Origin of the sequence: Nocardioides perillae (genome assembly GCF_013409425.1) — a bacterium.
GTDB classification, from domain to species: Bacteria; Actinomycetota; Actinomycetes; order Propionibacteriales; family Nocardioidaceae; genus Nocardioides; species Nocardioides perillae.
On sequence record NZ_JACCAC010000001.1, the window covers coordinates 1,082,570 to 1,105,831 of the forward strand.

Sequence of the window (23,262 nt, forward strand, 5' to 3'; positions counted from 1 at the left end):
GCACATGAGCCGCGAGAACTCCCTCGTCAGCACCCAGTGGGTCGAGGACCACCTCGACGACGACGGCGTGGTGATCATCGAGGTCGACGAGGACACCTCGGCCTACGACCGCAGCCACATCCGCAACGCGATCAAGCTCGACTGGACGACCGACCTGCAGGACCAGGTCCGTCGCGACTTCGTCGGCAAGGACGCGTTCTCGGCGCTGCTCTCCGAGCGCGGCGTGAGCAACGACGACACCGTCGTGCTCTACGGCGGCAACAACAACTGGTTCGCCGCCTATGCGTACTGGTACTTCAAGCTCTACGGCCACGAGGACGTCAAGCTCATGGACGGCGGCCGCAAGAAGTGGGAGCTCGACGCCCGCGAGCTCACCGACGAGCTGCCGCAGCGCGAGGCGACGACCTACACCGCCTCCGAGCCCGACCTGTCGATCCGCGCCTTCCGCGACGACGCCGTGGCCGCCATCGGCGTGAAGAACCTCGTCGACGTCCGCAGCCCTGACGAATACGCCGGTCGCCTCATGGCGCCCGCGCACCTCCCGCAGGAGCAGGCCCAGCGCGCCGGCCACATCCCCACCTCGGTCAACGTGCCGTGGAGCAAGAACTGCAACGACGACGGCACCTTCAAGTCCGACGAGGAGCTGAAGGCCCTCTACGAGGAGGTTGGCTTCGACGGCTCGAAGGAGACCATCGCCCTGTGCCGCATCGGTGAGCGCTCCTCGCTCACCTGGTTCGTCCTCAAGGAGCTGCTGGGTCACGAGTCGGTCAAGAACTACGACGGCTCCTGGACGGAGTACGGCTCCCTGGTGGGCGTGCCCGTCGTCCTCGGCGACGAGCCGGGTGCGGCCTGATGTGCGGCGCCACTGAGGGCGGCCTCTCGCTCGACGGCGTAGACGTGGCGAAGGAGGCCATCGTCCAGGGCCAGGTCGTGCGTGACGGAGAGCCGGTCGGCAACGCCTACGTGCGCCTGCTCGACCGCACCGGCGAGTTCACCGCCGAGGTGCCCACATCGGCGACTGGCCACTTCCGCTTCTTCGCCGGTGACGGCGAGTGGACGCTGCGCACCCTCGCCCCCAAGGCCGACCCGGTCGACCGCAAGGTCCACGCGCAGGTCGGGTCCGTCGCCGAGGTGACCGTCACCATCTGATGCACGCACGACGCCCCCGGAGCAGCGCTCCGGGGGCGTCCGCATGCGTGGCTCGGTTCATCGGACGCACCACATAACGCCTAGACTGCGCCGGACAGCTCGACGGGATGGGGGACGCGATGGGTTTCGACATCTTGCTGTCGCCGCCGGACGTCGGCGAATTCGAGCAGCAGTACGTCTTGCGCGCGATGCAGTCCGGCTGGGTTGCTCCCGCGGGACCCGACCTCACGGCCTTCGAGCAGGAGGTTGCCGCCCGCGTCGGCGTCGCCCACGCGGTCGGCCTCTCGTCGGGCACGGCGGCGCTGCACCTCGCGTTGGTGTCCTGGGGTGTGGGCCCCGGTGATGTCGTGCCGGTGTCGACCTTGACCTTCGCCGCGACAGTGAATGCAATCCGCTATGTGGGGGCGACCCCGCACTTCGTCGATTGCGAGGAAGAGACCGGCAACATCTCGCCGGCCCTGCTCGAGCAAGCGGTTGCTGGACTGACCGCACAGGGCGCCAGGGTTCCGGTGATCATCCCGGTCGACTTGCTCGGCAAGTGCGTCGACTACGACGCCGTCCAGGGCGTCGCCGGCGCCGCGGGCGCTCGACTCCTCGGCGACGCGGCCGAGTCCTTCGGTGCCACCTACCGCGGCCGGCCCGCCGGTTCTTTCGGCGATGCCTCGGTAGTGTCCTTCAACGGCAACAAAATCATGACCACTTCGGGCGGCGGCATGCTGCTGACCGACGACCGGCGGTTAGCCGACCACGTCCGCAAGCTGTCGACGCAGGCCCGCGAGCCGGTGCCGCACTATGAGCACACCGAGGTGGGCTACAACTACCGGCTCTCGAACATCCTCGCCGCGCTGGGGCGAGCCCAGCTCGCTCGCCTCGACGACATGATCAAGCGACGGCGCGGATGGCGCGAGCGATACCGGGCTCTGTTTACCGACCAGCCCGGCGTTCGCATCCTGGGCGGGGCCGACGACGCGGAGGACAACTGCTGGCTCACCGCGATCGTGGTCGATCAGGCGGCGTCACGCTGGTCTGCGCAGCAGCTCGGCGGAGCGCTCGACGGCGCGGGCATCGAGACGCGGCCTCTCTGGAAGCCGATGCACCTTCAACCCGTGTGCCGGGACCTCCCCGGTCTGATCAACGGCACTTCGGAGCGGATCTTTTCCCACGGCCTGACGCTGCCGGCCGGATCGGTGATGACCGACGACGAATTCGCCCGGATCGAGGACGCTGTCCGGGCGGTGATCGCGTCGTGAGGCGACACGACGCCGTCAAGCGCACGATCGACTTGGTGGTTAGCACTGTCGCGCTCGTGCTGTCGGCGCCCTTGCAGGCGGTCATCGCCGTCGTTGTGCGCCGCAAGCTGGGCTCGCCGGTCCTCTTCCGGCAGCCCCGCCCGGGCCGGGACGGCGAGGTCTTCGAGCTGGTCAAGTTCCGCACGATGCTGGAGCTGGACGTGCAGCGGGGCCTCGTGACCGACGCGGAGCGGCTGACGCCCTTCGGCGCGCTGCTCCGGTCGACGAGTCTCGATGAGCTGCCGACCCTGTGGAACGTCGTGCGTGGTGACATGAGTCTGGTTGGTCCGCGGCCGCTGCTGGTGCAGTATCTCGAGCGCTACAGCCCGGAGCAGGCGCGTCGGCACGAGGTGCGCCCGGGGATCACCGGGCTTGCTCAAGTGAGTGGTCGCAATGCGCTGACGTGGGACGCCAAGTTCGCCAAGGACGTTGAGTACGTGGACAATCGGAGCCTCCGCCTCGACGCGGCGATCGTGTGGCGGACGCTCGCCCAGGTCTTTCGCCGCCACGGCATAACGGCGGACGGCGATGTCACGATGCCGGAGTTCTTGGGGCGGACCCATGGTTGAGCCGTTGGTTATCGTTGGCGCAGGTGGCTTCGGCCGCGAGACCGCCGACGTCGTCGAGGCAATCAACGCCATCGCACCCACGTGGGAACTCCTTGGTTTCGTCGACGACGCGCCGTCCGACGTCAATCTCGAGCGATTGGCGGCGCGGGGCTACGACCTCCTGGGGGGCACCGACCACCTCGTCAGCCTCGACAACTGCGCGCACTACGTGATCGGCGTCGGCTGCCCGCGCGCTCGCCGGGCCGTCGCGGACCGGTTGAGATGCGGCCGTCACGTGCCTGCCACCCTGGTGCATCCCGCCGCCACCATCGGGTCCGCGGTGTCGATCGGGGAGGGCACGGTCATCTGTGCGGGCGCCCGGCTGACGACGAACATCGCAGTTGGCCGACACGTGCACGTCAATCCCAGCGCGACGGTCGGGCACGACACGACGCTTGGTGACTTCGTTAGCCTGAACCCCGCCTCGTCGATCTCGGGCGACTGCGTGATCGGAGCAGGGTCGCTGGTGGGAGTCGGTGCAGTCGTCCTCAACCAGTTGCGGGTCGGGGAGGACGCGACGGTCGGGGCGAGTGCCTGCGTCGTGCGAGACGTGCTCGACGGCGCCACCGTGAAGGGTGTGCCGGCGCGATGACCGGTTTGAGGGTGGTGGCGCTCGTGTGTCAGTGGTACCCGCCCGAGCCGGTAGAGATCCCGTCCGGGATAGCAGCAGCGCTTCGGGATCAAGGACTGGTCTTGAGGGTGCTGACCGGAATCCCGAACTATCCGTCCGGTGCGGTGCACGACGGGTATGCGCCCTGGAGCCGCCGGAGGGAGACACTCGACGGTATCGAGGTCATCCGGTCGCCTCTTTACCCCAGCCACGACGCGAGCGCACTCCGTCGGCTGCTGAACTACGGCAGCTGGGCAATCAGCAGCTCCGTGTTCGGCCAGCGGGTGCTCCGCGAGACCGACGTGGCGCTCGTCTACTCGTCGCCCGCCACTGCTGCGCTCCCAGCCATGGTGGCCAGAACTCTCTGGCGGACCCCGTACGTTCTCTTGGTGCAGGACGTTTGGCCCGACTCGATCTTTGCCTCGGGCTTCCTGTCTGGGCGGTGGGGGCGGCAGGCGCACAACCTGATCGATGTCTTCGTTCGGCGGGCTTACGCGCGCGCGGCGCACATCGTGGTCACTTCTCCAGGGATGGCCGACCTGCTCGCGCGACGTGGCGTTCCGCAGAACAAGCTCACCATCATTTACAACTGGCTGCCTGAGGACCGAAGCGCCCAGCCTGCCGATCACGATGCAGATTTAAAGCGAGCTTTGGGCGTCCCGGCCGACTCGCTCCTTTTCATGTATGCCGGGAACCACGGGAAGGCGCAGGCGCTCGATGCGCTCATCGACGCGTTCACGAGCGATGAGACCCGACCCGCGCATCTGGTGCTTATGGGCGACGGAGTGGAGAAGGCGCGGCTCATCGACCGCGCCCGCGCGTCGGCCCGCATCCACTTCCTGGACCCGGTTCCGCGAGCCGAGGCGGATCGCCTCATGGTTTCCGCAGACGTGTCTGTGGTGTCGTTGGCTGACGAGCCTCTGTTCGCCGTCACGATGCCCAGCAAGGTCCAGTCTGGGCTGGCGTCCGGGCGCCCGTTGCTCGTAATTGCGCGCGGCGACGCAGCCGACGTCGTGACCGGTTCGGGCGCGGGAGTAGCGGCAGCCCCGAGCGATCCGGTCGCGATTGCCGAGGCGGTCGCGAAGCTCTCTGCGACCTCGCTTCACGAGCTGACCTTGATGGGACGGCGCGGCCTCGAGGTCTACCGCAGCCAGATGGCACGGGACGTCGGCGCTAAGCGCATGCGTGCCGTTTTACGTGATGCGGCGCGGCGCAGCCGCACGGCGATCGCCGGACCCCCCGATCGAACGGCGGAAGGATCAGTCAGTGAGCAGCGTTGAGGGCCCCGTACTCGTCACAGGAGGCACGGGCTCGTTCGGCTCCACCATGGCACGCCGACTGTTGGCGACCGGTGCGCCTGAAATCCGCATCTTCAGCCGCGACGAGGCCAAGCAAGACGCCATGCGCCGGGATCTGGCTGACGGTCGCGTCAAGTTCTACGTCGGAGACGTGCGGGACCCGCGCAGCGTGGAGGACGCGATGGCCGGCGTCCGGCACGTCTTCCACGCTGCAGCGTTGAAGCAGGTCCCGAGCTGCGAGTTCTTCCCGCAACAGGCGGTGTTGACCAACGTGAACGGCAGCGACAACGTCATCCGCGCCGCCGAGCGAGCCGGCGCGGAGTCTGTGGTGTGCCTGAGTACGGACAAGGCGGTCTACCCGATCAATGCCATGGGGATGTCCAAAGCGATGATGGAGAAGGTCGCGCAGGCCCATGCGCGGAACCGCCGAGAGAACGGCACCACCGTGTCCGTGACTCGCTACGGGAACGTGATGTACAGCCGCGGCTCGGTGATCCCGGTGTTCATTCAGCAGATCAAGCAGGGTCTGCCATTGACCGTGACCGACCCGCACATGACCCGCTTCCTCATGTCGCTCGACGATTCAGTCGACCTGGTCGAGTACGCCTTCCACCACGCTGAGCCCGGAGACCTGTTCGTGCGGAAGGCGCCCGCCGCCACCGTCCAGGACCTGGCCCGGGCGGTCGCCTCGCTGTTCGGCGACGAGGACCCGGAGATCCGGGTCATCGGCACCAGGCACGGTGAGAAGCTCTACGAGTCCTTGTTGAGCAGGGAGGAGCTGCAGCGGGCCGAGGACTGCGGTGGGTACTACCGCGTGCCGCTCGATGCGCGTTCTCTTGAGTACGAGCTCTACTTCGACCAGGGTGAATCGGAAGTGGTCCATTACGACTACACGTCGCACAACGCCGAGCGGCTGGACGTGGAGGCAACCAAAAGGCTGCTGCTCCAGCTCCAGCCGGTCCGTGAGGAACTGCGAGCGGTGGGGCGCAACCCGGGGCAGTTGCTGTGAAGGTTGCGATCACGGGTGGCTACGGCTTCCTCGGTTGGCACACGGCTTGCCGTCTGCGCGCCCTGCACGGCACTGAGCCAGTTCGGCTCGGCCGGGCAGAGTTGGCTGACGCGGCCCGGCTGAGGGGGACGATCGCGTCGGTGGACACCGTCCTGCACGTCGCCGGTGTCAACCGCGCCGGAAGCGATGCGGAGGTCGAGCGGGGCAACCTTGACGCTGCTGCGTCGTTGGCCGCGGCCGTTCGGGAGACCGGCCGACCGGTGGACGTCGTCTACGCCAACTCAATTCAGGCGCAGTTGGACAACGCCTACGGGCGCGGGAAGTCCGCAGCAGCAGCACTCCTGTCCCAGGCAGTAGCCGCGTCCGGTGGCCGTTTCGCCGACCTGCTGCTGCCCAACCTCTTCGGCGAGCACGGGCGCCCGGGATACAACTCGTTCGTGGCGACCTTTGCCCACGAGGTCGCCGCCGGCCGGCGCCCCACGGTGACCGGCGACCGCGAGGTACCGCTGCTGCACGCACAGCGCGCCGCGGCGGAGCTGATCGGGTCGATTGGCCGCACGGAGCGGCGAACCGTCGCGGGGGAGCCGCGGGGCATCAGCGAGGTGCTCGGGCTGCTGGAGCAGACCCACGCGCTCTACGCCACCCGGGGCGAGGTGCCGCCGCTGCCGGGCAAGTTCGAGGTCGACCTCTTCAACACCTACCGTGCGGCCGCCTTCCCGCAGATGTGGCCGCTGACGCCGCAGGTACACGCCGACCCCCGAGGTGAGCTCTTCGAGACTTTGCGGTCGCACGGCGGCACCGGGCAGGCGTTCGTCTCCACGACTAGGCCTGGGCAGAGCAGGGGTGACCATTACCACCTGAACAAGGTGGAGCGGTTCTTCATCGTCCGCGGCGAAGCCGAGATCAGCCTCCGTCGGCTGCTGCACGACGACGTCGTGACCTTCCGGCTGAGCGGCGAGCGCCCGTCCTTCGTCGACATGCCGACCCTGTGGGTCCACGCCATCCGCAATGTCGGCGACGACGACCTCGTCACGATGTTCTGGGCCGACCAGCTCCTCGACCCCGAGTCCCCCGACCAGTACGCAGAGAAGGTGCACCGCCCGTGAAGGTCATGACGATCGTCGGGACCCGCCCCGAGATCATTCGGCTGGCGCGGGTGATCGCGCGCCTCGACGCGACGCCGGGGGTGGACCACGTGCTGGTGCACACCGGGCAGAACTACGACCGCCAGCTTAACCAGGTGTTCTTCGACGACCTCGACCTGCGCGCGCCCGACCACTACCTCGGCGTCGACACTTCGAGCTTGGGGTCTGTGCTGGGTGGTGTGCTGGTCGAGACCGAGAAGGTGCTCGTCGCCGAGCGCCCGGACGCCGTGCTTGTCCTGGGCGACACGAACTCGTGCATCGCAGCCCTCATGGCCAAGCGGATGAAGGTGCCGACCTACCACATGGAGGCGGGTAACCGGTCTTTTGACGAGAACGTGCCCGAGGAGACCAACCGCCGGTTCGTGGACCACGTCGCGGATTTCAACTTGGCGTATACGGAGCACGCGCGGCGCAACCTGCTGGCCGAAGGGCTCCACCCCCGTCGGGTGATCGTGACTGGTTCACCTATGAGGGAGGTGCTCGAACACTTTAGAGACCGGATCGATGCCTCCGCTATTCGCGACAAACTCGGGCTGCAACAACGGGGCTACTTCCTCGTCTCGGCCCACCGGGAGGAGAACGTCGACTCGCCCGACCGGCTTCACCGACTCCTCGACTGCCTCAATCGCGTGAGGGATGCGTTTGGTCTGCCTGTCATCGTGTCGACGCACCCCCGCACCCGCAAACGACTTGACACGTTCGAGGTCGAGTCCGACGACGGGATCCGTTGGCTTGAGCCGTTTGGCTTTCACGACTACAACAAACTGCAGCTCGAAGCCGCTTGCGTGCTCTCCGACTCCGGCACGATCTCAGAGGAGTCGTCGATCCTCGGCTTCCCCGCGGTCACGCTGCGGGACTCCATTGAGCGGCCGGAGGCGTTGGACACCGGGAGCATCATTATGACCGGCCTCAACCCCGACGACGTCGTTCGCGCGACAGGACTCGTGATGAGTGCCACTGAAACGCCAAGTGTCCCAGCTGGCTACCACTTGGACGACACAAGTCTCCGAGTCGTCAGGTACATCGCGTCCACGGCGGGACGACACCGCGACTGGGCGGGTCTGCGGGCGTGACGCGTACGAGGTTCAGGGTCATTGCGTCGAACCTCCATGTGGGTGGAGGGGTGCAGGTCGCCGCATCACTGCTCGACGAGGCCGCTAGGCTCACGGCACACCCGGACTGGTCTCCGTGGGTTTGCGCCACGCATTTCGAGCTGTCCCCGTCGGTCGCACGCAACGTTTCGCCCACGACCCTGAACAAGGTGCGGCACGCCGTGCGGCACAGGCGTCCGGGATCCCCTTCGCACATTCTGAGCGACCTGCGGCGCTCAAGTGAATCTGCATTGACGGTGTTCGGTCCGCTTTACTCGTTGCCGCGCTGCGACCGGCGATTGATGGGCTACGCCGACGTGACGTCGATCTACGCATCACCGACAGGTACGCCTGGCGTCAAGGACAGGATCCGAGCACACTTGTCCCGCCTCGAATTACGAGCACAGCACGCTGTGATTGTAGAGACAAGTGCAATGCGGGCTCGGGTTGAGCATGTTCTAGCCGGACATGCTCCAGTGATGCACGTTGTTCCCAACGCTGTGAACAGCCGCGTGCTGTCGGCTCAACGTGACGAGTCAATCGCCTTGCGAATCGGGAAAGCCCGGCAAGATCACGACCTGCTCCTCGCCTATCCCACCCGCGATTACCCGCACAAGAACTTGGAGTTCCTCCCCGCTGTCGCCGGTGAGCTCGCACGCATTGGTGTGAAAGCGGGGTTCATCGTCACGCTCCGACCGGAGGAGTGGGACCGTCGAACGCCTGCGTTCCGGGCGGTGTGCGTCAACCTCGGGGAAGTTACGATCGACCAGGTCGCGACCGTACTGAAGACATCGGACGGTCTATTCTTCCCCAGCCTGCTTGAGGCCTACTCGGCGAGCCCGGTTGAAGCCATGGCCCTCGGCGTGCCGGTGTTCGCATCCGACAGGGACTTCGTGCGGACCGTGTGCGGGGATGCGGCCGCGTATTTTGATCCACACGATGGTGAACGGGCTGCAACGGTCGTATTCAATGGCCATAACCGGCCGGGCGACTTGAGGACAAGGGTCGAGGCCGGCATGCGTCGTGTCGGGAAAGCGCCGACTGCGCGAGACCGCGCGATGGCGCTGCTGTCCACCCTCTATGGTTCCCTTCCAGTGGAGGGGACTTGATGTTCAGGCGCGCCAGGTCAAGCCCCGAGTCCCGTCTTCTCATCGTCAACAACATGCCCGCCTACTACCGAACTCCGGCATACGCGGCGATGGCAGAAGAGTTTGCCGCGCGGACAGGCGGATCGACCCTGGTTTGCTACCAGGTGCGACGCGCGGCACGGGAGCGGGCTGAGTGGTTTTACACTGCCGACGCGGAGTTCCCTTTCGACTACTACTTTGTGCAGCCGGATTTCCGATACGTAGCAGGTCGGAAGATGCCAGCTGCACCCGGAGGACGCCTCCTGCTCCGCTACCGGCCCACTCATGTGTTCACCGCAGGGTGGGACACACCGCTATCCCTCGCTGCGTCGACGTGGGCGCGATGGGCAGGGGTGCACCTGGGCGTGTGGGTGGAGTCCAGTCCACTGACGAGTAAACACGACAATTTGCTCCTCAACGCCGCACGTCGGAGGTTCTTGCGGCCCGCGACCTTCGCCGTCGTACCAACCGACGCCAGTCGTGCGCACGTCGATCGGCTCGCGGGCCGCCACGTTCGATCGCGGCTGCTCCTCAACCCGGTTGACCTCGGGCGGCTGCCAGACCAATTTTCCGAGGCGGGAGCTCGGGTGATTTTCCTGGGTGATTTGACCCGCAGGAAGGGATTCGACGTCCTGTTACAAGCGGCGACCGTCCTTCGGGTCAGGGACATTGAGGTCCACGCATGGGGCCGGGATATCGAAGGGCTGGCAGCGGTGGCCGACGACGTGACCATTCACGGCGCCGCGCCGCTGCCGGAAATTCTCCCGATGTTACGGTCGACTGACGTGCTTGTTATCCCCTCACGCGTCGATCCTGCGCCACTGACCTATTCCGAGGCGCTCGCTCTCGGGTTGCGTGTTGTCGTGTCTGAAACGATTGCCTACGCGGGCCACGCGTCGACCACCGTTGGTGCAGTCGTGTCAGATTGCTCATCGCCGGCCGCACTCATTGGTGCGATCGAGGCGGCCCTAACAAGCAGACGCCCCGACCCTGAGTCGTCGCGCGAAGTGACCCCGCGCCACTTCGGCACCACCGTGGTCGATGCTCTGCTCGGATCCACTCAGGACGCCGGTTGAGCCGCCGGTTCGCGGGAGCATCCGCCACGTTGGCCGTCAACGTTGGAAACCTCCTCCTCGGCGTCGTTACCGGGATCGTTAGCGCACGGGGGCTCGAACCCCACGACAGGGGCTTGTTCGTGGCGATCGTTCTGTGGGTTGCGACGCTTTCAACTGTGTCGTTGTTGGGGGGCCAGCAGGCGATCATCTACTTTGGTCGGCAGTCGAGTTCGGGAGTTGGACGAGCGGTGACTCTCGTCCGGTCCTCCTGGGTAGAGATAGCCCTTTGCTCGGCTGCGCTCGCGGCGATCGTCCTGTGGCTCACCTCCGCCCACTCTTCACGCGCGATCCTGACACTCCTGGCCACTGCGATTATTCCCATCAGTGCCATCGTGCAAGCCTTGCTCTCAGGCTTGCTATCGGATGCACGGCTTTCCGTATGGAACGCGGTGCGGCTTGTGCCGGCCGCCACATACGCGATGGCGAGTTTGTTGTTGTTGTCCCTAGAAGAATTCTCCATCGTCACTGGTCTCGTTGCGCTGACCGTCGGGAACGCTGCGGCCCTCGTGGCCGTTCTCGTCGTCGTCGGGCAACGTGGACCGCTGGTCCCTGATGACGCCACCCCGGTAGGCGAGATGAAAAGTTACGGGCGCCGCTCGCTCATGTCGTCCCTTCCGGCCATGCTTCGCGGCCGTACAGATCAATTGGTGCTAGCGGCTGTGGCAGCGCCGTCGGTGCTGGGGGTCTATGCCGTAGCGGCCTCGGTTGCTGCCGTCGCGGACGTGGTCTCAGTGACGGTCGGTCAGTTGGCGTTCCCGCGATTTGTTGAGGACGCTCGGCTGCGGACCAAAGCGCGACGGCTCGCAACTACTGCTATCGCGCTAACTCTTATCGCTATCATCCCGGTGGCGGCAGGAGGTGACTGGCTGATTCGACACGTGTACGGGCCAGCATACGTACCGGCGGCGGACCCCCTGTCCATCTTGTTAGTAGCTGCCGCAGTCAAAGTGGGCATCGCATTCTTGTCGGCTGAGTCGCAGGCGCTCGACAAGTTGCGTCTTCTAGGCCTGGCGCACTCGAGCACCTTGATCGCCACCGGGATGTTGGTGGCGACACTGGTGCCTGTATGGGGCATGACTGGGGCCGCGTCGGCCGTCCTCATCGGTCAGGTCGCTTGCCTTTCTGTGCTCTGGCTAGGCGTGAGGCAGGTCAGTGCGCGATGAGTCTCGAGTTGGCGCTTTGGCTTGACGTGGTCGCTGTGCTCACCTGTGGCGTAGTGCTATTTGTACACCCCGCGATGAGAGCGTCTCACCCGGCCCTTCTTTATTTGTGCGTGCACGTAGCTATCGTTTCAACCCGCGGCTGGGCCATCGCCCGCGGTGCGCCGACCTTCCTCGGACTGCCACTGGAGGAATTTCCTCCATTCATCTTGCTAGCTGACGTCTTCCTCGTGTCCGCCACCCTGGGTTGGTTAGCAGCTGGCACGTCAATGGGCGAAGGCCGGCGCTGCGCGCTCAGCGAACGCCGCCTGCACGAGCACTCGATCGAACGCGCGGCGATGATGGTGGGAGTGGTGGCACTACCAGTCGGGCTCTGGTCGTTGACGCGGGCGGCGTACGTGCCAGGAATCAGCGCGGGCGGCGTTGCTATCGAGACCAGCTATCAAACGGTAGCGATCCTGTGGCCAGCGCTCGTTCTCCTTGCTTTTATCTATTCGCGTGGGATGCGCCCATACTTGCTTATTCCGTTCATCACCTACATCCTGCTGATGGGCATTCAGGGGCACAATCGGTATCGCTTCCTGCTTCCCCTCCTAATGCTGCTGATCATCTATTTGGACCGGAAGGAGTGGCGCTGGCCACGAATGTGGATGGTTCCCGTCGCGTTGTGCGTCGTGGCCTTGTTCCTGCCGCTCAAAGAGGTGGGACGCGACATTCGAAGCGGCAACGCGACGGCATCATCGGTGCTCGACGCCATCTCGACGTCAACGCTGTCAGCTCGCGCTGGGAGGAACGCGGAGCAAGCCCTCTTGGACCAAGGCGCGATTAGCGTCATGCTCGCTGAGCACCAGGATTATCTGGGGCTGGGCCGGAGTTACGCTGCACTCGTTACTCTTCCCATCCCGCGGCCGTTGTGGCCCGACAAGCCACCTCTTGCGGGGGACTTACGCGCCATTTCGACCCCGTCGTATCCGCTGATCGAAGTGGGGGCGATCACAACGCTGGTTGGAGAGCTCTACATCGGCTTCCGATGGCCGGGCGTGGTCGTAGGCGGATTTCTATTTGGCACCATCACGGGGCGGTTTCATCGGCGCGCGTACTCCAGGGAGCGACTCAGCGGACTTCGATTCTTCCACGTCCTGATTTTCGCAGTCCTGTTGCAAGTGGCTCGCGACGGCCTGCCGTCTCTGCTCCTCTTTACCGTTGTGAACGCCTCACCGTGGGTAGCAATAGCACTACTAGCCGGTGCGATCAATCGCCGCCGTGCCGCCCTTCAGGTCAGTCAGAGGAACCCGTGAGAATTCTTTTTGTCGTCCCGCTCTACCCATCAACGCCTCAAGACTTCGATGGAGTGGCTCAGTACCATCGAGCTGAAGCATTGGCAGCGCTAGGCCATACGGTGCACGTGCTTGTTGTAAAGGCGTGGCGCCCGGGGCGCAGCCGGCTCTGGTCGCCGCCAATCGCCGCGGGTGTGAGTACAGAGCTCGTTCAGCACCCGAGTGTTCCGCGCCTCCGTTTTGCGGAGTTGTCCCTTGCCATGCTGAGCCTGTTCGTCGCTGTGCGTTACCGCCAGGTGGTGCAACGGCAGGCGTACGACGTGGTGCACGTGCACACTGAACGGATGGCGCTCGCCGTTGGCCTGCACCAGCGACCTCTGAAACTACCGACTCTGGTCTCGCTTCATGCAGCCGACTCGACGCCCCAGATAGTGCGCGTTCACTGCAAGAGAAGGCGCCTCGCTCGCGCGTTGGGAAACGCCGACCACGTGGTCTTGGTAGGTGATGTGCTTAAGCGTTACTTCGGCCCATGTCTGAATCCGGCGAGCACCACGACTCTGCATAATGGTTTCAAACTCGAGAAGGACAGCGGTCCCGATCCGACCAGGTGGCAGGGCGCCATGCGGCTCGTCAGTGTATCGAGGCTTTTCGAAGGAAAGGGCCTGCACCTTGTCCTGCAAGCTTTGGCGCAATTGAGGCCGGGGCTCGACTGGACCTACGAAGTCATCGGCAGCGGCCCAGAGGAGTCCCGACTTCAGACCCTCGCGGCCCAGCTCGGTGTTGCTGACCGAGTGACGTTCCTCGGTCCACTACCGCATGAGGTTGTCATGAAGCGTCTGGCGTCTGCCGAGGTCTTCGTCCTCCCTTCGTTCTACGAAGCCTTCGGCGTTGCGCACCTGGAGGCGATGGCCGCTGGTTGCCTGACCATCGGGGTGGACGGGCAGGGCCCGTCGGAGTTCATTGAGTCAGGGAGGACGGGGTACTTGGTGCCACCACGAGACGTCGACTCCATTGTGGAGGTCCTCCGCGCCGTGATCGCTGATCCCGACAGCTCGCGCCTTATTGCCGAGGCCGGTCAGCGAACGGCGCGGTCGGAGAAGACGTGGGACGCTCACGCCCGTGCTCTGGAGACGATTTACGCAGGGCTGATCAACTGAGACACAATGACAGCGGCTTGATGGCCGCGCGTCCACGGCATGGGGATGCCCGCACGTCGGCGACGCCGCGGTCGTGGGTAATGCGCTCCGTAATGCGGCTGAGATGGAAGGATGGAGTCATGTACCAGTTCGGGGTCGTCGGACTCGGCTATGTTGGCCTCCCACTCGCTCACGCGGCCGTAGAGGCAGGGTTGCGCGGCGTAGGGGTGGACGCGTCTTCGGCCGTCGTCGATGGCCTACGCTCCGGCCGATCCCATGTCGATGACCTCGATGACGCGCAGGTCGCGGGGATGTTGGGTCGGGGCTTCGTCGCGACCGTCGACCCCTCGCCGCTGGCGTCGTGCGAAGTGATCGTCATCTGCGTCCCCACGCCCTTGAGCGACGAGGGCGGACCAGACCTCACCGCGGTGCGCGCTGCGGCTGAGATGGTGCGTGATAACTTGCGAACTGGGGCCTTGGTGATCCTCGAATCCACCACCTGGCCGGGCACTACGGAGGAGTTGCTGCAGCCGATCCTCGAATCGCGAGGCGCTCAGGCAGGCGTGGACTTCCACCTGGCTTACTCACCCGAACGAATCGACCCGGGCAATCCCACGTTCAACGTGAGGAACACTCCCAAGGTGGTTGGTGGAGTCACTTCGCAGTGTCGGGAGAAGGCAACAGCCTTCTACGCGCAGTTTGTCGACACTATTGTTCCAGCGGCCGGGACGCGCGAAGCCGAGATGGCGAAATTGCTCGAAAATACCTACCGACAGGTGAACATTGCGCTTGTCAACGAGATGGCCAAGTTCTCGCGCGAACTCGGGATCGACATCTGGAACGTCATTTCCTGCGCCGCGACTAAGCCGTTCGGATATCAAGCATTTCATCCAGGGCCGGGCGTAGGGGGGCACTGCATCCCCATCGACCCGTCCTACTTATCCCACCGTGTGCAGGCGGAACTTGGTTATCCGTTTCGGTTTGTCGAGCTCGCTCAGGAAGTGAACCGGTCGATGCCCCGCTACGTGCGAGACCGTGCCCAAGCACTTCTCAACGACCGCGGTTTGCCTATCAGGGGGTCTAAGATTCTGATCCTGGGGGTGACGTACAAGGCCGGAATTTCCGATCAACGCGAGTCGCCGGCGATTCCGCTAGCACGGCAATTGCTCTCCCTTGGTGCCGAACTGCAGTTCTATGATCCGTTCGTCCAGGAATGGAAAGCTCCAGGAGTGACTCTCGCACGTGTGCTTGACGTTGAACTAGCTCTGCGGGAATGCGATCTTGCCATCGTTATGCAACCGCACCAAAGTTACGGGCCCGATGTCTTGAATCGTTCGAGGGCGTTTGTTCTGGACGCCCGAGGGTCCTCACAGGGAGATCGAATTGAAAAGTTATAGGGCCTTGCGAGACCGCCTGTCTAGCGCAAGCGGGGTGGTTGGTCACCATTTGCGGATCAGGGGTGCGTTGAATGCCCTCAAAACAGCGCCCGACCCGACAGATACCGCCGTTATCGCACGATTGACGCGCGCCTGGAGCGGCGGTGGCTACGAAGCGGATCCTCATTACCTCGCGGAAGTTGCTTCGGCTGCGGGTGCCGGGCGTCTGCAGATTCTTGAGTGTGGCACGGGGCTGACGACGCTGCTTCTCGCAGCCGTCACCGACCGGCCAGTGATCTCGCTCGAGCAACATAGGCCGTCCTCCGTGAAGGTGCGGCGCTGTCTGGATTACATCGGGGCCGATCACGTTCGCGTCGTGGATGTGGGCATGGCGGATCGCGGCCCGTGGAGTTGGTACGACTGGGCTCCGACACCGGATGCCCGTTTCGACCTTGTGTTGTGCGACGGCCCTCCCGGAACGACGCCTGGCGGACGGTATGGGCTACTTCCCGCCTTGATCGGACATCTTGCGCCGGGAGCGGTGATCCTCGTTGACGATGCACAAAGGACGTCTGAAACGGAGACCATTGCGAGGTGGGTCGATGAATTCGGCGTCACTCTCGATGAGGTGAGCGGGACCGACCGCAGGATGGCCCGGTTGCGAGTGCCTAACGTGATGAAAACACAGTCTCCAGAGGGTTAGTCGGCAACGGCCTGATTTCGCCAGAGTTCCCATCGAGCGCCTTAGGGATGGACGGATCAAGAGCTTTTTATGAAGGACCGTTCCGTCGCTAGCAATGCAAGATTGACGTCATGTCGGAACTCGGGCCAGGTTGGCGGGGTGTGCATCTCGGCACCTTCGCGGAGGTGCGTCAGCAGTGAACGGTCAAGGAGCAACGCATCGATCAGATCAACGATCGCGTCCGATGTGCCGGGATGGACGAGCCACGAGTTTCGCCCGTGCTGGGCGACGTCTGGGGCCCCAGAGTTGGCGGTTGCCACTATCGGGACACCATGTGCGAGGGCCTCAGAATAGACGAGGCCGAACCCTTCGATTATAGACGGCATTACGAATAAATCGGTGGTTGCGTAGTACCCACGGAGATCCTCTGCGCTCGCATTATTTATTATTCGAACGTTCTCGGGTAGTGGCGCTAACCAGGTCGGCACAGCACTCCGGGTCACCATGGTCAAGACGACCTCCTTGCTGGAGAATTCCCGCATGGCCTTGACGAGCCAATGAGGGCCCTTTCTGTAGGCCAGCTGGCCAACCCAAAGCAATTGCAGGGGCCGGTTCGTGGCGCTTCTCGCGGGCGTGCCCGCACCGCGATACGTGTTTGCCCGGTCCGCGCCGTAGGGAGCTACGTGCACGCGGCCAGAGGGCACCCCGGAGGCACTTAGTCCCTTCGCAACGAAAGAAGATGCGCATATGATGGAATGAGCCGCTTCTAGATTGCCACGCTCGCGTTGTACGTCAGTTTCGTCCAACAATTCCTCGGGCTCAAGTCCAACTTCGAGCCCGGACAGTTCCCGGTCGTGAGCGAGCTCATCGCGGATCTGGGAAGCAAGCGGGTGGACTTGAAACAGCACCCTAGGGCCCTGGACGTTCTCCACGTCAGCGGCGAGAAATCCTTGCCAATAGTAACTGTAAACTAAGGCAGCGTCCGTCACTGCACGCGCACCCGCGCGCCCTAGTCTCGGGTCCACGTCTTCTACGCGGGACCACGGTCGGCCCAGCGGCAAGGCATCAATAAATGTGCTACGGACGAGATTGCTCGGAAGCAGCACTGAATGGCGACGCTGGAAGTAGGTTTTCGTCTTGGTCGCGCCGATTCTATCCATGGACCGCAGCAAAATGTCAGGTGAATAGAAGTCGGTAACTAGGCGTTGCAGTCGGCGCGACTCATGGAGGGCGATTGCCACCTCATAGTGATCCCGAGATCCCCTGAAGATGCACACGTATTTATGAGGGTGGTTCACGCGTGCCTCCTTTGCCGTGCGCGTCTCGTCATTTGCCGCTCATTCGGTGGCGGCCGGGGCGCGACCGCTCTCGATCGAGGTCAACTGCCGGAGTTGATCATCCCCGCACCGACGGTGACCCCGGTGGCCTCGTCGATCAGGATGAAGGATCCGGTCGTCCGGTTCTTCGAGTAGGGGTCGCACAGCAGCGGCACGGTGGTGCGCAGCTGGACGCGGCCGATTTCGTTGAGTCCGAGCTCTTTCGTGTCCTGGTCGCGATGCAGGCTGTTGACGTCGAGGCGATACTGCACGTCCTTGACCATGGCGCGGCCGGTGCGCGTGGTGTGCTTGATCGCGAGCTTCTGGCGTGGCCGCAGCGGCTCGTTGGTCATCCAGCAAATCATCGCGTCGATGTCCTGGGAGGGCTTCGGCGCATTGTTGACGCGCGCGATCATGTCGCCGCGGCTGACGTCGACGTCGTCCTCAAGGCGCACGGTCACCGACATCGGCGGGTAGGCCTCGCTGATCTCCCGGTCGAACAAGTCGATGCCTGCGATCTTCGAGGTCATGCCGGAAGGGAGCACGACGACGTCGTCGCCGGGCTTCAGTACGCCGCCGGCGACCTGCCCGCCGTACCCGCGGTAGTCGTGATGCGCGTCGGACTTGGGGCGCACGACGTACTGCACGGGGAAGCGGACGTCGACGAGGTCGCGGTCGGATGCGACGTGCACGTGCTCGAGGTGGTGCATGAGCGTGGGACCGGAGTACCACGGCATGTGCTCGGACCGGGTCACCACGTTGTCGCCCTGCAATGCAGAGATCGGGATGATCTCGAGGTCGGGAATCGACAGCTTCGTCGCGAAGGAGGTGAACTCCTGGTGGATGCGCTCGAAGACCTCTTGGGAGAAGTCGACGAGGTCCATCTTGTTAACTGCAAGTACCAGGTGCGGCACCCGCAGCAGCGAGAGGATCACCGCGTGGCGGCGCGACTGCTCGGTCAGACCCTGACGGGCGTCGACCAGCACGAGGCCGAGGTCGGCAGTGGAGGCGCCGGTGACCATGTTGCGCGTGTACTGCACGTGGCCCGGGGTGTCGGCGATGATGAACTTGCGGTTGGGCGTCGCGAAGTAGCGGTAGGCCACGTCGATGGTGATGCCCTGCTCGCGCTCCGAGCGCAGACCGTCGGTCAGCAGCGCGAGGTCGGTGTAGTCGTATCCCTTGGACTGGCTCGTTGCCTCGACGGCCTCGAGCTGGTCTTCGAAGATCGCCTTCGAGTCGAGCAACAGGCGCCCGATCAGGGTCGACTTGCCGTCGTCGACGGAGCCGGCTGTCGCGAAGCGAAGGAGGTCCATGCGCTGGGTGACGGTCTCGACGACATCGGCGCCGCTCTCGGTGCTGGTGTCAGTGGTGTGCTCGGTGGCCATCAGAAGTAGCCCTCCTTCTTCCGGTCCTCCATGGCGGCCTCGGAGAACTTGTCGTCTCCGCGGGTGGCGCCGCGCTCGGTGACGCGGGCGACGGCGATCTCCTCGATGATCTCCTCGACCGTGCTGGCTCCCGACTCCACGCAGCCGGTCAGGGTGATGTCACCGCACGTGCGGAAGCGCACGGTGCGCTCCTCGGCGGTCTCGCCCTGCTTCATCGGGTTCAGCGGGGTCTCGGTCATCAACATGCCGCCGCGCTCGAAGACCCGGCGCTGGTGGGCGAAGTAGATGGAGGGGATCTCGATGCCCTCACGGGCGATGTAGGACCAGACGTCGAGCTCGGTCCAGTTCGAGATCGGGAAGATGCGCATGTGCTCACCCTCGTGAAGCCGGCCGTTGTAGAGGCTCCACAGCTCGGGACGCTGATTCTTGGGGTCCCACTGGCCGAACTCGTCGCGGTGGGAGTAGACGCGCTCCTTGGCGCGGGCCTTCTCCTCGTCGCGGCGACCGCCACCGAAGGCGGCGGTGAAGCCGTTCTCCTCGATGGCGTTGAGCAGGGTCCCGATCTGCAGGCGGTTGCGCGAGGTCTTGCCGTCGTCGACCACGACGCCCTGAGCGATCGCGTCGTCGATGCTGGCCACCACGAGCTGCACGCCGAGCCGCTCGACCCAACGGTCGCGCGTCTCCATGACCTCGGGGAAGTCGAGACCCGTGTCGACCTGCATGATCGGGAAGGGGATCTTCGCCGGGTAGAAGGCCTTCTCCGCCAGACGCAGCATCACAATGGAGTCCTTGCCGCCGGAGAACATCAGCACCGGCTTCTCGAACTCCGCCGCGACCTCGCGGAAGATGTGGATCGACTCCGCTTCCAGCTGGTCGAGCTGACTCAGCCGGTAGTCGGCGTGCGTCTCAGTCATGGGTGAACGTGGACCTTCCGTCGGGGCACAGCAGCCAGCATCGTAGCCATCAAAGACCCCGGCCCCTGACATCGCGTCGTCGGCGGACCCACGCCGACCGCGCGAGCGTGACCAGCACCCCGCCGAGGAGACCCCCCGTTGTGTTGGCGACCACGTCGACGTGGGTCGCGGACCTAGCCGGCAGCACGAGCGCCTGGACGGCTTCGACCGAGAGGGAGGCGACGAAGGCCCAGGCCGTCCAGTGGCGCCACCCCCAACGGCCAGCACGACGGAGCCGGGCGGCGGCTGCGAGCACCGGCAGCGGCGTCACCACCAAGACGTTGGCCACCAGCTCGGCCCGGGCGGGCGTCGTCAGCCCCTCGGGGACGCCGACCGACCGCAGGGCCTCGCTGAACCACTGCACCGAGGCCGTCGCGAGCTGGGGGGTGGGGGCCAACAGGGCAACGGCGACCACGGCGCCGTACACGGCGAGGCCGGCGACGGCCCAGCGGCGACCACCGGCAGCGCCAGGCGGTCTGTGGGCGCCGCCGCCCCCTGGGTCAGCCGTGTGAGGGACCGCTCGGCCCCCCTGCCCGGTCGCGCCTGACGGGGCGCGGGTCGTAGCGCGGGCCCTCGAGCTCGTGGACGTAGGGCGCGCCGAACATCGGCAGCCCCTGGTCCTTGCGCAGCAGGCCCCACACCAGCGGGACGAGGACGAGCATCGCCAGGCCGACGCCGGCCACGATGAGCGCGTAGAGGGTGTCGCGGTCGGGCCCGAACGGCTGCCAGCCAGCCTTGAAGAGCAGCGCCACCCCCGACATCGTCAGCACGATCACGATGCCGCGCCGGATGATCGACTGCGGGACTCGCGGGGCGATCCGGCTGCCTAGCAGCGTGCCGGGCACTGAGCCGATCAGCAGCGGGATCAGCAGGCCCCAGTCGAGACCGTGCAGGGCGATGTTGGAGATCGCGGCGGCGAGCACGAGCGGCACGGCCTGCACGAGGTCGGTGCCGACGAGCTTCACCGCCGAGAGGCCGGGATAGAGCATGAGCAGCGCAATCATGATGACCGAGCCGGAGCCGACGCTGGTGATGCCGACCAGCAGCCCGCCGAGCGCACCGACGAGGAGCGTCGGGACGGGGCGGACCGCCGGGTCGGCGTCGGGCTCGGGGCCGCCGCTGCGCACGCGACGCAGGTTGATGTAGAGCCGGAGCGCATAGGTGGCTGCCGCGAAGAGCAGTGCGATGCCGATCGCGACCTTGAGGACGTCGTCGATGCTCTCGGGGTCGGTGAACACCTTGACCAGGTAGGGCCCGAGGAACGCCATCGGCACCGAGCCGATGATCAACCACTTCGCCAGCTGCAGGTTGGGTGAGCCGCTTCGCCAGTGCGCGATCGCGCCGCCGGTCTTGTAGACGGCGGCGGCGGTGAGGTCGGCGGTGACGATCGTGGCGGTGTTGCCCACGCCGAGGAAGATCAGCGCCGGGGTCATGAGCGCGCCGCCGCCCATCCCGGTCAGCCCGACCACGATGCCGACGAGGAACCCGGCGACGAGGATCGACAGGAAGCCGTCGGTGAGGAGATCGAGCATGCCGGGGACTATACGAGCAAGACCGCTAACTCTAGCGATCCGCTAGTCATCGCGTGGCGGCCTCAGTCCTCTGGGGTCAGCGCGGGCAGCACGGTCGCGAGCAGACGGTCGATGTGCTCCGCGGCAGCCTGAGCCGCGGCGTCGCCCCGACGGTAGGGGTCGGCCACGTCGAGGCCGGGCGAAGCGCTGCCACGCGAGGCCGCGGCCTCGGCCACCAGTGCGCGGCCGCGCGCGGTCGTGCCGGACGACTCGACGTAGGCGGCGAGCTGGCCGAGGGTGAAGACCTTGCGGAAGGCCTCCGGCTGGTCCTCGAGCAGGAAGGTGCGGTGGGTTGCCTCGGCGGTCAGCACCACGTCGGCCTCGTCGAGCAGCTCGCGGGTCACCGCGCGGCTGCGGAAGTCGCTGCTGTCGATGCTGCGCGCCTGCAGCTGGGCGGCCATCGCGGCGTCGGTCGGCTTGGCGTCGAACCCGTGGGTGCCGGCGCTGCTGACCACCACGCGGCTGGTGTCGCCGAGGTGGTGGCGGGCGGCGGCCTCCATGTAGGGGGAGCGGCAGATGTTGGCGGTGCAGACGAAGAGGATGCGGAGGGGGGCCTCTGCTTCGGCCTCGGGGGTTTCGACACGGGCCTGGCGGCCCTGCTCAACCACCGGTGAGGGGCGGCCCTGCTCAACCACCGGGGTGGGGCCCTGCTCGACGACCGACAGGGGGCGGGCTCGCTCGACCGCCGGTTCCGCGGTGAGGTCGAGGAGGCGCTCGGCTGCCAGGGCCTGCAGGACGTCATCGAGGGCGTCCTCGATGGTGCGACCGGTCGTGTCGACCCGCACCGACGCGTCCTGGGGCTCCTCGTAGGGCGACGAGATGCCGGTGAACTCGGGGATCTCCCCGCGACGGGCCTTGGCGTAGAGGCCCTTGCGGTCGCGGCGCTCGCACTCCTCCAGCGGCGTGGCGACGTGGACGAGGAAGAAGGTGCCGCCGGCGTCCTCGACGAGCTGGCGCACCTGCTGGCGGGTCTCGTCGAAGGGGGCGATGGGGCTGCACACCGCAAGGCCGCCGTGACGGGCGATCTCGGCGGCGACCCAGCCGATGCGGCGGATGTTGGTCTCGCGGTCGGCCTTCGAGAAGGTGAGGCCGGCCGAGAGGTTGCGGCGCACGACATCGCCGTCGAGGCTCGTGACGGTGCGAGCGGTGTGCTCGAGCACGCGGTCGACCAGGGCGCGGGCCAGTGTCGACTTGCCGCTGCCCGACAGGCCGGTGAAGAAGAGCACGAGGCCACGCTCGTCGGGTGCCTTGTCGGCCGCCCGCACGATGGCGCCGATCGCGCCGGAGTGCGTGCCGTAGGTGTAGTAGGTCTCGCCCGGCTTGGGCGCCGGTTCGGGCAGCGGGGAGAGCTCGCTCTGGTCGACGACGCGGTCGGAGCCGGCGTACGCCTGGACGACGCGGTCGCGGAGGTCGTCGGCGCGTCGTGTGAGGGGCACGGCCACGACGTCGGCCGCGTCCAGCAGGTCGGCCGCGACGAGCCCGGCCCGCAGCAACGCGGTCGCCGGGAGACCGTGTCGGTCGTGGCCGCAGAGCGCGAGGAGCACGAGGGGGCCGAGGTCACGGGCGGCCTCCAGCTGCTCGTCGCTCAACGCGCCGGTCACCACGAGTACGGCGCGCCCGGCGAACCGCTCGCGCACCTCGGCCGGGGTCAGGTGGAGGCGGCGGAAGGGACCGTAGTCGGGCCGCGACAACGGCTCCGCCACGCCGGCCGGCCACGCCACGCGGGCGAGGGGGAGGCCTTCGGGGTCGACGAGCTCGACGGCACCGGCCTCGCGGGCCTGCGTGTCCACCTCGGGCGGGAGGGCGAGGGTGACGGGGCTGCCCGGCTCGCCGAAGCCCCGCAACGGCGCGAGCGCCCCGGTCAGGAGCAGCTCGAGGTCGTCGAGCTCGGCGGGGGAGGGGCAGTGCTGCGGGGCGGTCGACACGGCGGTCAGTGTGCCAGCCGGTGGCGCTTAGGCTGCCAGG

The 23,262-nt window shown here is 65.9% G+C and carries 21 protein-coding genes; 15 read left to right on the plus strand and 6 right to left on the minus strand.

Annotated features, from left to right (window positions below):
• The first annotated feature begins 4 nt into the window (after positions 1-4).
• From BJ989_RS05055 to BJ989_RS05125, 15 genes are all read left to right on the plus strand, one after another.
• Positions 5-853 carry a sulfurtransferase gene (locus tag BJ989_RS05055; RefSeq protein ID WP_179517261.1) on the plus strand — a complete coding sequence of 283 codons (849 nt, stop codon included), beginning with the start codon at positions 5-7 and terminating at the stop codon, positions 851-853.
• Positions 853-1,149: a DUF1416 domain-containing protein gene (locus BJ989_RS05060; RefSeq protein ID WP_179517262.1), complete on the plus strand. Its 297-nt coding sequence runs from the start codon at positions 853-855 to the stop codon at positions 1,147-1,149. The genes BJ989_RS05055 and BJ989_RS05060 overlap by 1 nt, the downstream gene beginning before the upstream one ends.
• Positions 1,150-1,268: 119 nt before the next feature.
• Positions 1,269-2,399, plus strand: a complete 1,131-nt coding sequence (locus BJ989_RS05065) for a DegT/DnrJ/EryC1/StrS family aminotransferase (protein ID WP_179517263.1) — start codon at positions 1,269-1,271, stop codon at positions 2,397-2,399.
• The gene (locus tag BJ989_RS05070) at positions 2,396-3,007 is read left to right on the plus strand and encodes a sugar transferase (RefSeq protein WP_179517264.1); all 612 of its coding nucleotides are present in this window, start codon (positions 2,396-2,398) and stop codon (positions 3,005-3,007) included. The genes BJ989_RS05065 and BJ989_RS05070 overlap by 4 nt, the downstream gene beginning before the upstream one ends.
• Positions 3,000-3,638, plus strand: coding sequence for an acetyltransferase (locus tag BJ989_RS05075; protein ID WP_179517265.1), 639 nt, complete (start codon positions 3,000-3,002; stop codon positions 3,636-3,638). Before BJ989_RS05070 ends, BJ989_RS05075 begins: the two co-directional genes overlap by 8 nt.
• Positions 3,635-4,936 carry a glycosyltransferase family 4 protein gene (locus BJ989_RS05080; RefSeq protein ID WP_281363156.1) on the plus strand — a complete coding sequence of 434 codons (1,302 nt, stop codon included), beginning with the start codon at positions 3,635-3,637 and terminating at the stop codon, positions 4,934-4,936. The genes BJ989_RS05075 and BJ989_RS05080 overlap by 4 nt, the downstream gene beginning before the upstream one ends.
• Positions 4,923-5,963, plus strand: coding sequence for an SDR family NAD(P)-dependent oxidoreductase (locus tag BJ989_RS05085; RefSeq protein WP_343049106.1), 1,041 nt, complete (start codon positions 4,923-4,925; stop codon positions 5,961-5,963). Before BJ989_RS05080 ends, BJ989_RS05085 begins: the two co-directional genes overlap by 14 nt.
• Positions 5,960-7,069 carry a polysaccharide biosynthesis C-terminal domain-containing protein gene (locus BJ989_RS05090; RefSeq protein WP_179517267.1) on the plus strand — a complete coding sequence of 370 codons (1,110 nt, stop codon included), beginning with the start codon at positions 5,960-5,962 and terminating at the stop codon, positions 7,067-7,069. Before BJ989_RS05085 ends, BJ989_RS05090 begins: the two co-directional genes overlap by 4 nt.
• Positions 7,070-7,074: 5 nt before the next feature.
• Positions 7,075-8,181, plus strand: a complete 1,107-nt coding sequence (gene wecB / locus BJ989_RS05095) for a non-hydrolyzing UDP-N-acetylglucosamine 2-epimerase (RefSeq protein ID WP_179519397.1) — start codon at positions 7,075-7,077, stop codon at positions 8,179-8,181.
• A gap of 50 nt (positions 8,182-8,231) precedes the next feature.
• Positions 8,232-9,308, plus strand: a complete 1,077-nt coding sequence (locus tag BJ989_RS18655; protein WP_179517268.1) for a glycosyltransferase — start codon at positions 8,232-8,234, stop codon at positions 9,306-9,308.
• Between the two features lie 53 nt (positions 9,309-9,361).
• On the plus strand, positions 9,362-10,402 hold the full coding sequence (locus BJ989_RS05105; RefSeq protein WP_179517269.1) for a glycosyltransferase family 4 protein: 1,041 nt from the start codon (positions 9,362-9,364) through the stop codon (positions 10,400-10,402).
• Positions 10,399-11,604, plus strand: a complete 1,206-nt coding sequence (locus tag BJ989_RS05110) for a lipopolysaccharide biosynthesis protein (RefSeq protein WP_281363157.1) — start codon at positions 10,399-10,401, stop codon at positions 11,602-11,604. Before BJ989_RS05105 ends, BJ989_RS05110 begins: the two co-directional genes overlap by 4 nt.
• A gap of 227 nt (positions 11,605-11,831) precedes the next feature.
• Positions 11,832-12,899 (plus strand): O-antigen polymerase, encoded by a 1,068-nt coding sequence (locus BJ989_RS18660; protein ID WP_179517271.1) that lies wholly within the window; start codon positions 11,832-11,834, stop codon positions 12,897-12,899.
• 53 nt (positions 12,900-12,952) lie between these two features.
• The gene (locus BJ989_RS05120) at positions 12,953-14,035 is read left to right on the plus strand and encodes a glycosyltransferase family 4 protein (RefSeq protein ID WP_343049108.1); all 1,083 of its coding nucleotides are present in this window, start codon (positions 12,953-12,955) and stop codon (positions 14,033-14,035) included.
• A gap of 119 nt (positions 14,036-14,154) precedes the next feature.
• Positions 14,155-15,411, plus strand: a complete 1,257-nt coding sequence (locus BJ989_RS05125) for a nucleotide sugar dehydrogenase (protein ID WP_179517273.1) — start codon at positions 14,155-14,157, stop codon at positions 15,409-15,411.
• A 738-nt stretch (positions 15,412-16,149) separates the two neighbouring features.
• Here BJ989_RS05125 and BJ989_RS05130 read toward each other — a convergent pair.
• The 6 genes from BJ989_RS05130 to cysC all read right to left on the minus strand — a co-directional run bounded on the left by BJ989_RS05130 (position 16,150) and on the right by cysC (position 23,222).
• Complete coding sequence (locus BJ989_RS05130) at positions 16,150-17,004, minus strand: glycosyltransferase (RefSeq protein ID WP_179517274.1); 855 nt, start codon at positions 17,002-17,004, stop codon at positions 16,150-16,152.
• A 446-nt stretch (positions 17,005-17,450) separates the two neighbouring features.
• Positions 17,451-18,773, minus strand: a complete 1,323-nt coding sequence (cysN, locus tag BJ989_RS05135; RefSeq protein WP_179517275.1) for a sulfate adenylyltransferase subunit CysN — start codon at positions 18,771-18,773, stop codon at positions 17,451-17,453.
• Positions 18,773-19,687, minus strand: a complete 915-nt coding sequence (cysD, locus tag BJ989_RS05140) for a sulfate adenylyltransferase subunit CysD (protein WP_179517276.1) — start codon at positions 19,685-19,687, stop codon at positions 18,773-18,775. Before cysD ends, cysN begins: the two co-directional genes overlap by 1 nt.
• 49 nt (positions 19,688-19,736) lie before the next feature.
• Complete coding sequence (locus BJ989_RS05145; RefSeq protein ID WP_179517277.1) at positions 19,737-20,123, minus strand: VanZ family protein; 387 nt, start codon at positions 20,121-20,123, stop codon at positions 19,737-19,739.
• A 103-nt stretch (positions 20,124-20,226) separates the two neighbouring features.
• Positions 20,227-21,258, minus strand: coding sequence for a sulfite exporter TauE/SafE family protein (locus BJ989_RS05150; RefSeq protein ID WP_179517278.1), 1,032 nt, complete (start codon positions 21,256-21,258; stop codon positions 20,227-20,229).
• A 62-nt stretch (positions 21,259-21,320) separates the two neighbouring features.
• Positions 21,321-23,222: an adenylyl-sulfate kinase gene (gene cysC, locus BJ989_RS05155; RefSeq protein WP_179517279.1), complete on the minus strand. Its 1,902-nt coding sequence runs from the start codon at positions 23,220-23,222 to the stop codon at positions 21,321-21,323.
• Between the last annotated feature and the right edge of the window lie 40 nt (positions 23,223-23,262).